This window comes from Trichlorobacter lovleyi, from assembly GCF_015239775.1.
GTDB classification, from domain to species: domain Bacteria; phylum Desulfobacterota; class Desulfuromonadia; order Geobacterales; family Pseudopelobacteraceae; genus Trichlorobacter; species Trichlorobacter lovleyi_B.
Window position 1 is genome coordinate 553,530 of the sequence record NZ_CP058409.1, and the last position, 12,084, is coordinate 565,613.

General features: G+C 57.6%; 11 protein-coding genes. 1 reads left to right on the forward strand and 10 read right to left on the reverse strand.

Annotation, left to right across the window (positions count from 1 at the left end):
- Nucleotides 1-51 precede the first annotated feature (51 nt).
- The 10 genes from FY034_RS02540 to FY034_RS02585 all read right to left on the reverse strand — a co-directional run bounded on the left by FY034_RS02540 (nucleotide 52) and on the right by FY034_RS02585 (nucleotide 11,547).
- On the reverse strand, nucleotides 52-996 hold the full coding sequence (locus FY034_RS02540; RefSeq protein ID WP_265553518.1) for a M14 family metallopeptidase: 945 nt from the start codon (nucleotides 994-996) through the stop codon (nucleotides 52-54).
- On the reverse strand, nucleotides 993-1,955 hold the full coding sequence (locus FY034_RS02545; RefSeq protein WP_265553519.1) for a M14 family metallopeptidase: 963 nt from the start codon (nucleotides 1,953-1,955) through the stop codon (nucleotides 993-995). Before FY034_RS02545 ends, FY034_RS02540 begins: the two co-directional genes overlap by 4 nt.
- Before the next feature lie 7 nt (nucleotides 1,956-1,962).
- Complete coding sequence (locus FY034_RS02550; protein WP_265553520.1) at nucleotides 1,963-2,829, reverse strand: transglutaminase family protein; 867 nt, start codon at nucleotides 2,827-2,829, stop codon at nucleotides 1,963-1,965.
- 99 nt (nucleotides 2,830-2,928) lie between these two features.
- On the reverse strand, nucleotides 2,929-3,963 hold the full coding sequence (locus FY034_RS02555) for an alpha-E domain-containing protein (protein WP_265553522.1): 1,035 nt from the start codon (nucleotides 3,961-3,963) through the stop codon (nucleotides 2,929-2,931).
- Between the two features lie 189 nt (nucleotides 3,964-4,152).
- Entirely contained in the window at nucleotides 4,153-5,601 is a 1,449-nt protein-coding gene (locus FY034_RS02560) for a circularly permuted type 2 ATP-grasp protein (RefSeq protein WP_265553524.1), read from the reverse strand.
- Nucleotides 5,602-6,005: 404 nt separating this feature from the next.
- The gene (gene nifK / locus FY034_RS02565) at nucleotides 6,006-7,475 is read right to left on the reverse strand and encodes a nitrogenase molybdenum-iron protein subunit beta (protein ID WP_265553525.1); all 1,470 of its coding nucleotides are present in this window, start codon (nucleotides 7,473-7,475) and stop codon (nucleotides 6,006-6,008) included.
- 75 nt (nucleotides 7,476-7,550) lie between these two features.
- Nucleotides 7,551-8,996, reverse strand: a complete 1,446-nt coding sequence (gene nifD / locus FY034_RS02570; protein WP_265553527.1) for a nitrogenase molybdenum-iron protein alpha chain — start codon at nucleotides 8,994-8,996, stop codon at nucleotides 7,551-7,553.
- 147 nt (nucleotides 8,997-9,143) lie between these two features.
- Complete coding sequence (gene nifH / locus FY034_RS02575) at nucleotides 9,144-10,010, reverse strand: nitrogenase iron protein (protein WP_265553529.1); 867 nt, start codon at nucleotides 10,008-10,010, stop codon at nucleotides 9,144-9,146.
- A 328-nt stretch (nucleotides 10,011-10,338) separates the two neighbouring features.
- Nucleotides 10,339-11,061 (reverse strand): zinc ribbon domain-containing protein, encoded by a 723-nt coding sequence (locus FY034_RS02580; RefSeq protein WP_265553530.1) that lies wholly within the window; start codon nucleotides 11,059-11,061, stop codon nucleotides 10,339-10,341.
- A gap of 9 nt (nucleotides 11,062-11,070) precedes the next feature.
- On the reverse strand, nucleotides 11,071-11,547 hold the full coding sequence (locus tag FY034_RS02585) for a MaoC family dehydratase (RefSeq protein WP_265553531.1): 477 nt from the start codon (nucleotides 11,545-11,547) through the stop codon (nucleotides 11,071-11,073).
- 80 nt (nucleotides 11,548-11,627) lie between these two features.
- On the opposite strand from FY034_RS02585, the gene queF reads away from it, so the two are divergent.
- The gene (gene queF, locus FY034_RS02590; protein WP_265553532.1) at nucleotides 11,628-12,062 is read left to right on the forward strand and encodes a preQ(1) synthase; all 435 of its coding nucleotides are present in this window, start codon (nucleotides 11,628-11,630) and stop codon (nucleotides 12,060-12,062) included.
- Nucleotides 12,063-12,084: the final 22 nt, after the last annotated feature.

Consider the following 12,084-nt stretch of genomic DNA (forward strand, 5'->3'; position numbering starts at 1 on the left):
GCCCTGGAAAACTGGGGCGCCCGTTTTGCCTGCGGATACTGCAAACAAAAGTCAGGACTTAGGGTTGATTCTCAGCAACAGATCACCTTCAAACAACAGGGGGTGCCGGCGGATACCGGTCAGCAGACCGTTGGCCGGCGCCTCCACCTTTTCAATCACGTTGCCGCTGAAGCTGTCGTAGATGTACCCCAGCTCCTGCCCCGTGCGTACCCAACGCCCCACCTGGCAATCCGAGACAAAGGTGCCGGCCTTGCCGGCATAGAGCCGCTTTGAACTGCCCTGCCGGAAGTGAGAGATCTCTTCGTCCCCTTCCGCCAGACTGACCCCTGCCAGGATGCCGGTCTGTCCCAGAAATGCAACCAGTCCCCGGAAGACCTGCTGACAATGCCCGAGCTGGACGGTGCCGCCCTGGCCGACCCGCAACAGAAAACTCTGGCCCGGCCAGACCTGCCAGGCATGCATCAGGGTGGTGGTAAAGACCGGCGAGATGCTGCGCTCCATGATCGCCGGCAGCCCAAAATGACGGGCGGTTGCGCGTTGGGCGTCGCTGGGGCTGTAAAGGCGCACCTGGGGCAGTTCCTCGAAATCGACGCCGGAAGTGTGCAGATCCACCCGGTATTCCGCCTTCTTGGTGGCCTCCAGCACGGCCAGGGCGATCCGTTGGGTGGTCTCGCCGCTGACATTGCCGGGAAACATCCGGTTCATGTCGCTCTTGTCAAAGGGCCAGGTGCGGGAGCGCAGATTGATCCCCAGCACGTTGACCGCCGGGATGATCAGCACCTTCTTGAGCAGCTTCAGGCCGGGATGTTTGCCGGCTTCCACACCGTTCAGGAAATCAGCCAGACGGGAGAGGATAAAGGTGCCGTTCAGTTCGTCGCCATGCAGGCCTGCCACAAAGGCAGCTGCCGGATGAGCGGCCTTGGGGCCGATCTCATGGCAGGGGATGTCAAAACTGTCCCGGACCGGCGCGGTCATCAACAGCAGATCGCGTTTCATCGGGCACCTCCCTTGCGGGCCATGACCCGTGCCATCAGCGAGCCTTCGTAGACCAGCGGATATTCCCGCAGGGTAAACAGGATGCCGTCCACCGGTGAACGGACCTCGGATAACACCGCACCGTGGAACGGCGAGACAATCGTGCCCAGCAGCTCACCCCGCCGCAGATCGGTCCAGTGGGCGGTTGCCGGTACAAACAGGCCGGAGGTCTGGGCATTCAGGTAGTGTACGTTGCTGTCATCGGCCACCAGCGGGTGATGGGTCAGCGGCGGCAGCACCACTTCCGGCGCCAGCACTCCCAGCTCCTGCCAGAGATGCAGCAGACCAACCGTCAACTGTTCGCAGTAGTCCGGCGTCAGGCGCATCCCCACCCCCATCTCCACCACCAGGCAGGGGACATTACGGCTGTTAAGACTGTGGGCGATGGTGGCCTCCAGCACGGTGGCAGCACCGTGGATCCAGATCAGGTCCAGGTTGGCCTGCTCAGCCAACGGCACCAGGAGGTCGCTGAATTCGCTGTTGATCCTCACCTGGGGGATCTCCCGCAGGTAGATGTTGCTGGCATGGATATCAACCACCAGGCTGGCGCCATCCAGTGCGGTCATGACTGCCGCTGCCAGACGTTTGGGCAGATCACCCTGCTGGCTGCCGGGAAAGGAACGGTTCAGGTCGCTGTCAAAGACCGGCACCGAGCGGGTCAGGGTATCCAGTCCCAGCGGATTGAGGGCCGGGTACAGCTCCACCTGTCCCAGCAGGTGCTGCGGATTGCTGTGCTGCAGCTCATCCAGCCAGGCAGCCAGGCGATGGCAGACGTAGAGCCCTTCCAGTTCATCGCCGTGGATGCCGGCAGTGACTGCTACACGGGGGCCATTCCCACCGGTATAGACCGTGCGGCGGATATCAAGCGTCTCCCGGTACGGCATGGCCAGGGAGAAGATGGTTTCAGTGGTTTGGGTCATGGTGTGCTCATTGGTTGACAATAGTCAGGTTAACCTGGGGCTGGGTACCGGCATCGCCCCCCTTGAAACTGCCCCGTTGGGGGGCAGCATCGTAGGAATCACGCCCGACGGCAACCGCCACATAGCGGTCATTGGCCAGCAGGTTGTGCACCGGATCGAAACCGATCCAGCCGCCTCCCGGTACCAGTACCTCAGCCCAGGCGTGGGTGGCGATCATCTCTCCTTCGGCCAGGATGCCGGGATCCATGTAGCCCATCACATAGCGGCTCGGCAGATTCCAGGAACGGGCAACGGTGATGAAGAGATGGGCGAAATCCTGACAGACACCGGTCCGGTGGCGAACCGCATCAAGCAGATCATTATGCACAGCGGTTGACCCGGCCTCATAGGACAGCACCTTTGGCACCCAGCCCATCAGCTCCAGCAGGCTGTCCATGGGTAGCTGCTCTGCTTCGTGACGCGGCACGGCACAGTCAAGTTCAGCCGCCAGCTTCATGATTGCCGGTGTCAGGCTGCTGCGGTGCAGCAGGTAGTCGTATAACGCCGGGGTCTGGCGCAGTTCCCGGGCATACCACTCCTTCTGCTGATAGACGGGTACCGGCTCAAAGTCAAAGGGATTTTCCCGCAGGGTTTCCACCTCGGCCGTCAGACGGGTGGTCAGGCAGGTGTGGGGAGCGTTGACACAGAAGTAGTCAACTCCATTGCCGAAGTAATCCTGATAGCTATGGCGCTCCGCCGATGGCTCCAGCTCGATCCGGTGTGAGATCAGACGCTGCCCCGCATCCTGACGGGGGGTCAGGCGCAGCTCAAGGTGGTGTTCCCGGACTGCTGCCGGATAGTCCAGTATGGTTTCGTGCTCGATCAGATAACGCATCGGGTAAACTCCTTAACCCCCTCATTCCCACCGTGTCAGGGGGGGAGGAAGGGCCTTGCATTGTTCTGCTCCCTCCCTGACAAGGGAGGGCTGGGGAGGTTATTGAAAAAACTCTTCTGCCAGTGCACAGTGGAACCCTGCCAGCAGCCCCAGCACCTGTTCCAGAAACTCATGCAGGCCGCTGGTAAAGACCGTTTCTCCGTTGGAGGAGGCCAGCAGTGTCTGCAGGGCGGCAAATGCCGCAGCGGTCTTCTCCTTGCCTTCAAGCCCGATGTTGGCCAGGGCGGCTCCGGCGCGATCAACGGAAAAGGCCAGTGAACGCGGGAAGTCATGTTCAAAGACGGCAAAGTCAACCACCGCCTTGGGCTCGAAGCCGCTCTGATTGGTGCGCCGGAACGCCTCAAAGCCGGACAGTGATTTGAGCAGGGCAGCCCATTGGTAGTAGTCAAGTGCGGAGCCGACCAGATGAATGTCCGGCAGAATGATATGGTATTTGACATCCAGGATCCGGGCGATCATATCGGCCCGTTCCACGCAGCCACCCAGCTGACAGAAGGCATAGGCCTCACCCCGCATCATGGTGGCAGCCAGCAGGCCGTTGAAGCGGGCCACCTGATTGCGCAGCTCCACAAAGAGGTTGCTGGCCTTTTCCAGGGTAATGCTGCCCCGCAACCGTTCGTTGTAGGTCATCCAGATATCGTTAACCGCCTCCCACATCTCTTTGGAGATCCGGTCCCGGGCCACCCGGGCGTTTTCGCGGAACAGCCGCAGACAGGTGCGGATCGAGTTGGTGTTGGTGCGGCCGCCACAGACAAACTGCAGGACCCGTTGCGTGGTGATCGCATCATCGCCATACAACTCCACATACTGGGGCAGGGCGGCCGTAATCTCCAGAATCGGGCGCCACTTGTCCTCTTCACCCATATCCTCTTCCGCCTCCACCAGATAGAGCAGGTTAATCTCCATCAGACGGGCGGTTTCGCCGGCTCTTTCCAGATATCTGGCCATCCAGTACATTGAATCAGCTATGCGGCTTAACATATCAGTAACCTCTTTGCTGCGGCTGCGATAAAAGTCCATCTGCTTCGTTGCCGTCGTCGCAGGCCATTCAACGTAGCGCTTGCTACGCCTCACACCCTGCTCCTCCTGCGCCTGGCATCTGGAGCTTTTCTCACAGCCGTCTTGTTTATAATCATTCCGTTAACTGAGGTGCATAGTTTTCGCAAGGTCAAGGCGGTCGAGGCTTTGGGCGGAGGCGTACACCCAGTACGCCGCACAACCAAAGCTGAAGATCAACGTAGAGATTGCGGAAACTATGTGCCTCTACTCCGCCAGGACCCAGGTGTCTTTGCTTCCACCACCTTGAGAAGAGTTCACCACCAGTGACCCCTTACGCAGCGCCACCCGCGTCAGTCCGCCCGGTACCACCTGGATATCCTCACCATAGATCACAAACGGCCGCAGATCCAGGTGGCGTGCCTCCAGTTCTCCGTCCATGTAGCAGATATGCCGTGAGAGATAGACCACCGGCTGGGCGATGTAGTTGCGGGGATTTTCCAGCACCCGGTCCATAAATTCCTTGCGCAGGGCCGGGGTGGAGGAGGGCCCCATCAGCATGCCGTAGCCGCCGGATTCACTGACCGCCTTGACCACCATCCGTTCCATGTTGTCAAAGACATACTCCCGGTCGGTCACATTGGTCATCTGATAGGTGGGGACATTCTTGAGGATCGGCTGCTGTCCCAGGTAGTAGCGGATGATATCCGGCACAAAGGGGTAGACCGCCTTGTCATCGGCAATACCGCTGCCCGGTGCATTCACGATGGCCACATTACCGGCCCGCCAGGCATTGATCACCCCGGCAATCCCCAGTGATGAGTCGGAGCGGAAGATCAGCGGATCAAGATAATCGTCATCAATCCGGCGGTAGATCACATCCACCCTTTTCAATCCTTTGGTGGTCTTGAGATAGACGATGTCGTTGATGGTGACCATGTCGCGGCCTTCAGCCAGCTCGATCCCCATCTCCTTGGCCAGGAAGGTATGTTCGAAATAGGCCGAGTTGTAGATGCCGGGGGTCAGCAGCACAATCTCGGCTGTTCCTTTGCCGCGGGGCGAGAGGCAGCGCAGGGCATCCAGCAGCAGTGACGGGTAGTGCTCAACCCGCCGCACCCGGTATTTGTTGAAGAACTCTGGCAGGATGCGACGCTCGATTACCCGGTTTTCAATCATGTAGGAGACCCCTGAAGGGGTGCGCAGGTTGTCTTCCAGGATCAGGAAGTCACCCTGCTCATCGCGGATAATATCGATACCGCTGATATGGGTGTAGATGCCGCGCGGCGGGACGATGCCGACGATCTCACGCCGGAAGTCCTTGCCCTGGTAGATCAGTTCCGGCGGGATCACGCCATCCTTGATGATCTTCTGCTCGCCGTAGAGGTCTTCCAGAAACAGGTTGAGCGCCCTGACCCGCTGCTTGAGGCCGGATTCTATCCGCACCCATTCCGCTGCAGTTATGATACGGGGGATCAGGTCAAAGGGCCAGATCCGCTCGATCCCCTCTTCGCTCTCGCCGTAGACCGTAAAGGTGACCCCTTCGGTCTGCAGTGCCAGCTGGGATTCATGATCCTTGGTCTCCAGGGCATTGTTGCCGGTGGCGCGGATATGATCCCAGAGCAGACGGTAGTGGTCGCGGGGACTGAAGTCGTCAGCATAGAATTCGTGGTAGGACGTTTTGGGTCCGGAGCTGGCCGGGTTGGAAAGTGGCGGCATGGTACAACCTCCTGCGTGCCAGGGCTTGAAAACTACGGTGGAGGCAGTTTGCGGCGTTGCGCAATGTCCGCTTCCTGGCCTGACATCTTGTTGTGTCTCGGCAGCTGCGTGACCTGCGCCCGGTATCCGGCCATCCCTATGATGCTTTCAAGCCATGGTTGCAATTAGATCTGCCGGGTATGCGACGGTGCATCCCCTGCTGGTACGGTAAAGCATAGGCTGTGCCAAGGTGTGAATGGCTGAAATTGCTTAGAAAATATGCGGCTAGTCAAAGGGGAGGGTCAGTCTGCTGCTTGCTTGCTGCCCATAGTGGTAGTGTATGTGCACATAAAATAAGCAGAGAGAGCGGCTGCCCAATGCAGGGCAGCCGCCAGGTCCGGCAGAATGGAAAGGAACGATTTCTGTTACCGCATCAATTCAAAGTCGCGATCTTCACAGGTCTCATCCTTGATGTCGATGAACTTGTTGCAGATCTCGGTCAGCATGTTGACGGTACCCTGATAACCGATGATCGGGTAGCGATGCTTGTTGACCCGGTCAAAAACCGGGAAGCCGAAGCGGAACAATGGAATCTTGGCGTCACGGGCGGCAAACTTACCGTGGCTGTCGCCGATGATAGCATCGACCGGGTCGGTCATCAGCAGTGAACGCAGGTGCCAGAGATCTTTGTTCATATAAATCTTGCAGCCTTTGCCAAACTCGGAGCTGTCAAGAAGCGCCTGCAGCTCTTTTTCAAGCTTCTTGGAACCACGGCTGCAGAGAATGTGGTGCGGATGGGCGCCCATTTCAAGCAGGAAGGATACGTAGCCCAGCAGGTAGTCCGGATCACCGTAGACGGCAAACTTCTTGCCATGAATGTACTGATGAGCATCAGTGATGGCATCTACGGCACGACCGCGCTCGTTTTTCAGTGAGGCAGGCACTTCCTTGCCGAACAGCTCAGCCACCTTCATGATAAAGGCATCGGTCTTTTCAATACCCATCGGCATCGGCATGCTGACATGCTTGCCGGAGTAGTTGTCCTTGATAAAGCTGAAGGTCTTAGGGGTCGCATAAGGCCCCAGGGTCATGGTTGCCTTGCCGTTGATGGAGTCTGCAGCATCCTCCAGCTTGGTGCCACCCGCATAAATATGGTAGTGACCATCACACGGCGAATCAAAGCTGTCGCTGATGTCTGCCAGAACGGTATGGGGGATGCCGAACTCCGTCAGAATCCGTTTGTATTCACGGTAGTCGCCGGTATTAAAGTCGCAGCCTGCGATCAGGTTCAGCTTGCCGGTGCAGCGGCCTTCGATCTGTTTTCCTTCTGTCAGATTCTGAAGAACCGACAGCAGCATGGAGTCATAACCGTGGATATGGGTGCCGTTGAAGCTGGGGGTGTTGGCAAACGGTACCGGCATGTCCTTGGGCACGTGCCCTTTTTGACGGGCATTCTTGATGAAGGCGGTCAGGTCGTCGCCGATAACCTCAGGCATGCAGGAGGTGAAGACGGCAATCATCTTGGGCTTGTACAGGGCAACGGCGTTTTCCAGACCTTCGTGCAGGTTGTTCTGACCACCGAACACCGCACCGTCTTCAGTCATCGCGTCTGATACTGCCGGAGCAGGCTCGCGGAAATGACGGTTAAGGGTTGAACGGTAGTAGGAGGCGCAGCCTTGTGAACCATGCACGAACGGCAGGGTGCCTTCAAAACCGTGGGCAGCAAGCTGGGCTCCCAAAGGTTGGCAGGCGTGGGCCGGGTTGATTACCAGCGCCTGGCGGGCAAAGTTCTTCTCCCTGTATTCTTCAGTGTTGATCCAGTTATGAACCCGATCTACTTCTTCGGGTGTGGTCTCGACTATCTTCTTTACTTCGAGTCCTAGTAAGTTTGACATGGTATATCTCCTTTGGCGGGAAACTCATCCGTAACACCGCCATTGTAGGTGGTTATCGTGCGTGTTCTGGCAGCGTTAGAATGGTGACTTCACCAGCTTCCAGGTCGGGCTGTTGATTGCCATATCCACGTCGCGGGCAAATACCTCAAAGCCTTTATAGCCGTGGTAGGGGCCGGAGTAGTCCCAGCTGTGCATCTGACGGAACGGAATGCCCATCTTCTGGAAGACATACTTTTCCTTGATACCGGAGCCGATCAGGTCAGGCTTCAGGGCATCGGCAAACTTTTCAAACTCGTACTCAGATGGATCGTCGTACACCACCGTGGCATCAGGCATCTCGGGTGCGGTACGGTCGTAGTCATCGGTGTGGGCAAATTCATAGCCGGAACCGATGCAGTCCATGCCAAGGTCTTCGTAGGCGCCGATGGTGTGGCGTGGACGGAGACCACCCACCAACAGCATGACCTTTTTGCCGTCCAGACGTGGCTTGTACTGCTCGATAATTCCCTGCATGATCGGATCATACTTGGCGATTACCGCCTCAACCTTCTCTTTGATGGTGTCATCAAACAGGGCTGCCAGCTTGCGCAGACTTTCCTTGATCTTGGTCGGACCGAAGAAGTTCAGCTCAATCCAGGGAATACCGAATTTTTCTTCCATCACCTTGCACATATAGTTCATGGAACGGTAGCAGTGGATCACGTTGAGCTTTACCGTATGCGTAGCGGCAATCTTTTCCAGTTCACCGTCGCCGGTCCAGACCGCTTTGACGTTGAAGCCGCACTCTTCCAACAGCGGCTTGGTGGACCAGGCGTCACCACCGATGTTGTATTCACCGATCAGGGCGATATCATAGGGTGATTCCGGTTCGGCATACTCACGGGTGCCGATGATATAGTCACGGATGGTGTCGTTACTGATGTGGTGACCGAGGGACTGGGACACACCACGGAAACCTTCGCAGTTACAGGGGATGATCGGGATATCCAGCTCCTTGGCAGAGCTCTTGGCCACTGAGTTGATATCGTCGCCGATCAGGCCGACCGGGCATTCGGACAGGACCGAGATCCCTTTGGCCAGCGGAAACAGGTCATGGGCCTCTTCCAGCAGGGTCTTCAGCTTCTTGTCGCCACCATAGACGATATCCTTTTCCTGGAAGTCGGAGGTGAACTGCATCGGAAAGCTGGTCACACCGACAATGCCGCTTACCATGTTGCGCCGGGTGCCCCAGGAATACCAGCCGCAGCCCACCGGGCCGTGGGAAACGTGTACCATGTCACGGATCGGACCCCAGACCACCCCTTTGGCACCTGCGTAGGCACAACCGCGAGCTGACATGACACCGGGAACCGTCTTTTTGTTGGACTTGACACAGGCTGAGCCTGATCCCTGATCGTTGGCACCGATATGCGGAGCACGCTTCTTTTTGGCCTTTTCCGGATACACTGACAAGGTTTCAGCTATCAGCGCCTCGGTGGATTCTTTGGTGATGCCCTCTATTTTACGTATCTTGTCTGACATAGGTATTCTCCTTGAGATGTTCAGAGAAACGATGGTTTTTCACAAGGTCAAGGCGGGTGATACCGGTTCGAGCGGAGCTGTACGAAGCAGTGCGCCGCACAACCGAATCAGGAACCTGACGCCGAGACTGCGGAAAAAGACCGTTTCCTAGGCTACGCCTTCCACTTTGCCGACGTTTTCCTCGTCATCCACTTCCATGATGCCGAACTCCATCAGCAGGTCTTCCAGCTCTTCCATCTCAAGCGGAGTAGGCACTACCAGCATCTTGTTGTCGGCAATCTTCTGGGCCAGGGTACGGTACTCATTAGCCTGCTTGTGGTTCGGTGAGTACTCGATCACGGTCATCCGGCGCAGCTCTGCACGCTGAACCTGATTGTCACGGGGGACGAAGTGGATCATCTGGGTGCCGAGACGGGCTGCCAGAGCCATGATCAGTTCATCTTCACGGTCGGTGTTACGGGAGTTGCAGATCAGGCCGCCCAGACGGACCTTGCCGGAGGAGGCGTACTTCAGGATACCTTTGGCGATGTTGTTGGCAGCGTACATGGCCATCATCTCGCCGGAGCAGACGATGTAGATCTCTTCAGCCTTGCCTTCACGGATCGGCATGGCGAAACCGCCGCAGACAACGTCACCAAGAACGTCATAGAAGACAAAATCAAGGTCAGGGGTATAGGCACCGTTTTCTTCCAGGAAGTTGATGGCGGTGATAACACCGCGGCCTGCACAGCCGACACCCGGCTCAGGACCACCGGACTCAACGCACTTGACGTCGCCGTAGCCGACCTTCATTACTTCTTCCAGCTCAAGGTCCTCAACCGTACCCAGCTCGCGTACCAGGTCCATAACCGTATTCTGTGCCTTGGCATGCAGGATCAGACGGGTGGAATCTGCCTTGGGGTCGCAACCGACGATCATGACCTTCTTGCCGATGGATGCCAGGCCTGCCACCGTGTTTTGTGTGGTGGTTGATTTGCCGATGCCGCCTTTGCCGTAAATAGCTATCTGTCTCATGGTACTGCTCCTTTCACCCACTCATCTGTGGGTCCCTTGGGATGTTGGTCGGGGCAACGCAAAACGGCGCCCCAATTGTGTGAACCAAATTGGAAGGCGCCGTTGCCTTGTCTTCAGTTTCCTGTTGTTTCAAAGATGCTGATTTAGCCATAAGCATAGGCCGTGCCAAGTTCTTTGTTTTTTAAAATGACAAGTAATGTAAGTGTGTTACTGATTATGCGTGTGGATGCTGTATACAATTTCCGAGCGATCTGCTGCGTGGCGGTCAGGCGGAGATGCTAAAAAAGAGGGCAAAGCTGAGGGGGGCAAAAGGTCGGGTGGGATTGTGTTATCCCCTGCTGCGGGTCTGCCAGCCTTTCCAGAGCAGCCAGCTGCCCCAGAGCATGGCAATAAGCATCAGCAGGCTGCCGATGCTGAAGGAAAGGCGGGCCAGGGTCTGGTCGTACTGCAGCATCCCCAGCCTGCCCAACAGCACTTCCCAATCGTGATAATCTTCCACTTCACTGCCGGTGACGCCTCCCAGCAGGATCAGCTGGCCGGCCCGGGCATCATTGATATAGGGGGAGATATCTAAAAAACTCTCCCCCAGCCACCAGGTGCCGACTGCAGCGCCGAAGTTGTCACGCTGCCAGAGAAAGGCGCCAATCACTATGGTTGGTATGAGCAGTTGTCCCAGGCTCCCTCCCAATACCTGCAGGAAACGTCCGAACGGGCTGAAAAAGAGATGGCCCGCCTCATGAAAGACCAGGTTGACCGCATGCAGCCACCCGCCCGAGTCCGGGAAATTCTGGATAGAAGTCAGCATCAGCCTGAATCCGTACAGTATCAGCAACAGCAGAAACAGTGCCTTGGTGCCGATCACGAGGCTGCTTTCGCCGGTCTTGACATGGCACAGCTGCTGCCGGACACCATCGTTTTCCGGTTGCAGTGCTGTACGTTTTTTGTGCAGATCTGCCTGGGCCAGTTTGGCGAAGATCACCCCGCAGCGGGGGCAGCTGGTGGCTGGCGCTGAGAGGACATGGGTGCATTTGGGGCAGATATCGAGGCGCATGGAGCCTCCTCAGGGGTAGACCCGGACCACCTGCTCTGCCACGCAGGCAGGCTTGTCGTTGCCATCGATCTCGATGGTCAGGAGATAGACAATCTCAACCCCGTTCCCGGCCATGGCTGCGGCCTGTACGCTGGTGCGTGCCCGCAGGCGGTCACCCGGCTTGACCGGAGCGGGAAAGCGGACCTTGTTCAGGCCATAGTTGACCCGCAGCCGCATGCCGGGGTAGTTCTTTTCAAACTGCCCCGGTGCGTTGGCCTGGGTCAGCAGCGGCAACAGCGACAGGGTCAGGAAACCATGGGCAATGGTGCTCTGATAGGGGGACTCGACCGCGGCCCGTTGCGGATCAATGTGGATCCACTGCAGGTCACCGGTGGCCTGGGCAAAGGCGTCAATCCTGGCCTGGTCGATCAGCAGCCACTCTCCCACCGCAATCTCTTGGCCCTGCTGCTCTCGATATGAGCTTAGAAGCTGTTCTGCTGCAGACATGGCTTGTCCTTTCAAAACCCGGAAAATAGATGTATAGAACAATTCTACTCAACGGAAACCGCTTTGCAAGGGAGGAAACGATGAAACTGCACGAAGGATTGAAGACGCTGGGGGAGGGAAAGGCGACTACCTACAGCTACGATGCGCCTGATGCCGGGCTGCTGGAATGGTTTCCCTCGCCCTATGCCGACCCGGAACTGAATCCCTGCGGTTGCACCGGGACGCTGCATATCAGCTGTCCGGAGTTTACCTGCCTCTGCCCCATGACCGGTCAGCCGGATTTCGGTACCATTATCATTGACTATCAGCCGGACCGGCGTTGTGTGGAGAGCAAGAGCCTCAAGCTGTATCTGGGGTCATTCAGGATGCACGGCGAGTTCCACGAGGCCGGCGTCAACCGGATCTGCAATGATCTGGTCAAGCTGCTTGATCCGGTCTGGCTGACGGTCAAGGGAGAGTTTACCCCGCGGGGCGGGATACCGTTCTGGCCAACGGCGGAGTATCGGAAGGGATAAGACTGGTAGGGGAAAAGGGCGA

What these genes read in the sequence shown, in the direction of transcription:
- FY034_RS02540 (WP_265553518.1), bottom strand. Translation starts at nt 996, where the DNA reads ATGAAACGCGATCTGCTGTTGATGACCGCGCCGGTCCGGGACAGTTTT.
- FY034_RS02545 (WP_265553519.1), bottom strand. Translation starts at nt 1,955, where the DNA reads ATGACCCAAACCACTGAAACCATCTTCTCCCTGGCCATGCCGTACCGG.
- FY034_RS02550 (WP_265553520.1), bottom strand. Translation starts at nt 2,829, where the DNA reads ATGCGTTATCTGATCGAGCACGAAACCATACTGGACTATCCGGCAGCA.
- FY034_RS02560 (WP_265553524.1), bottom strand. Translation starts at nt 5,601, where the DNA reads ATGCCGCCACTTTCCAACCCGGCCAGCTCCGGACCCAAAACGTCCTAC.
- nifK (WP_265553525.1), bottom strand. Translation starts at nt 7,475, where the DNA reads ATGTCAAACTTACTAGGACTCGAAGTAAAGAAGATAGTCGAGACCACA.
- nifD (WP_265553527.1), bottom strand. Translation starts at nt 8,996, where the DNA reads ATGTCAGACAAGATACGTAAAATAGAGGGCATCACCAAAGAATCCACC.
- nifH (WP_265553529.1), bottom strand. Translation starts at nt 10,010, where the DNA reads ATGAGACAGATAGCTATTTACGGCAAAGGCGGCATCGGCAAATCAACC.
- FY034_RS02580 (WP_265553530.1), bottom strand. Translation starts at nt 11,061, where the DNA reads ATGCGCCTCGATATCTGCCCCAAATGCACCCATGTCCTCTCAGCGCCA.
- FY034_RS02585 (WP_265553531.1), bottom strand. Translation starts at nt 11,547, where the DNA reads ATGTCTGCAGCAGAACAGCTTCTAAGCTCATATCGAGAGCAGCAGGGC.
- queF (WP_265553532.1), top strand. Translation starts at nt 11,628, where the DNA reads ATGAAACTGCACGAAGGATTGAAGACGCTGGGGGAGGGAAAGGCGACT.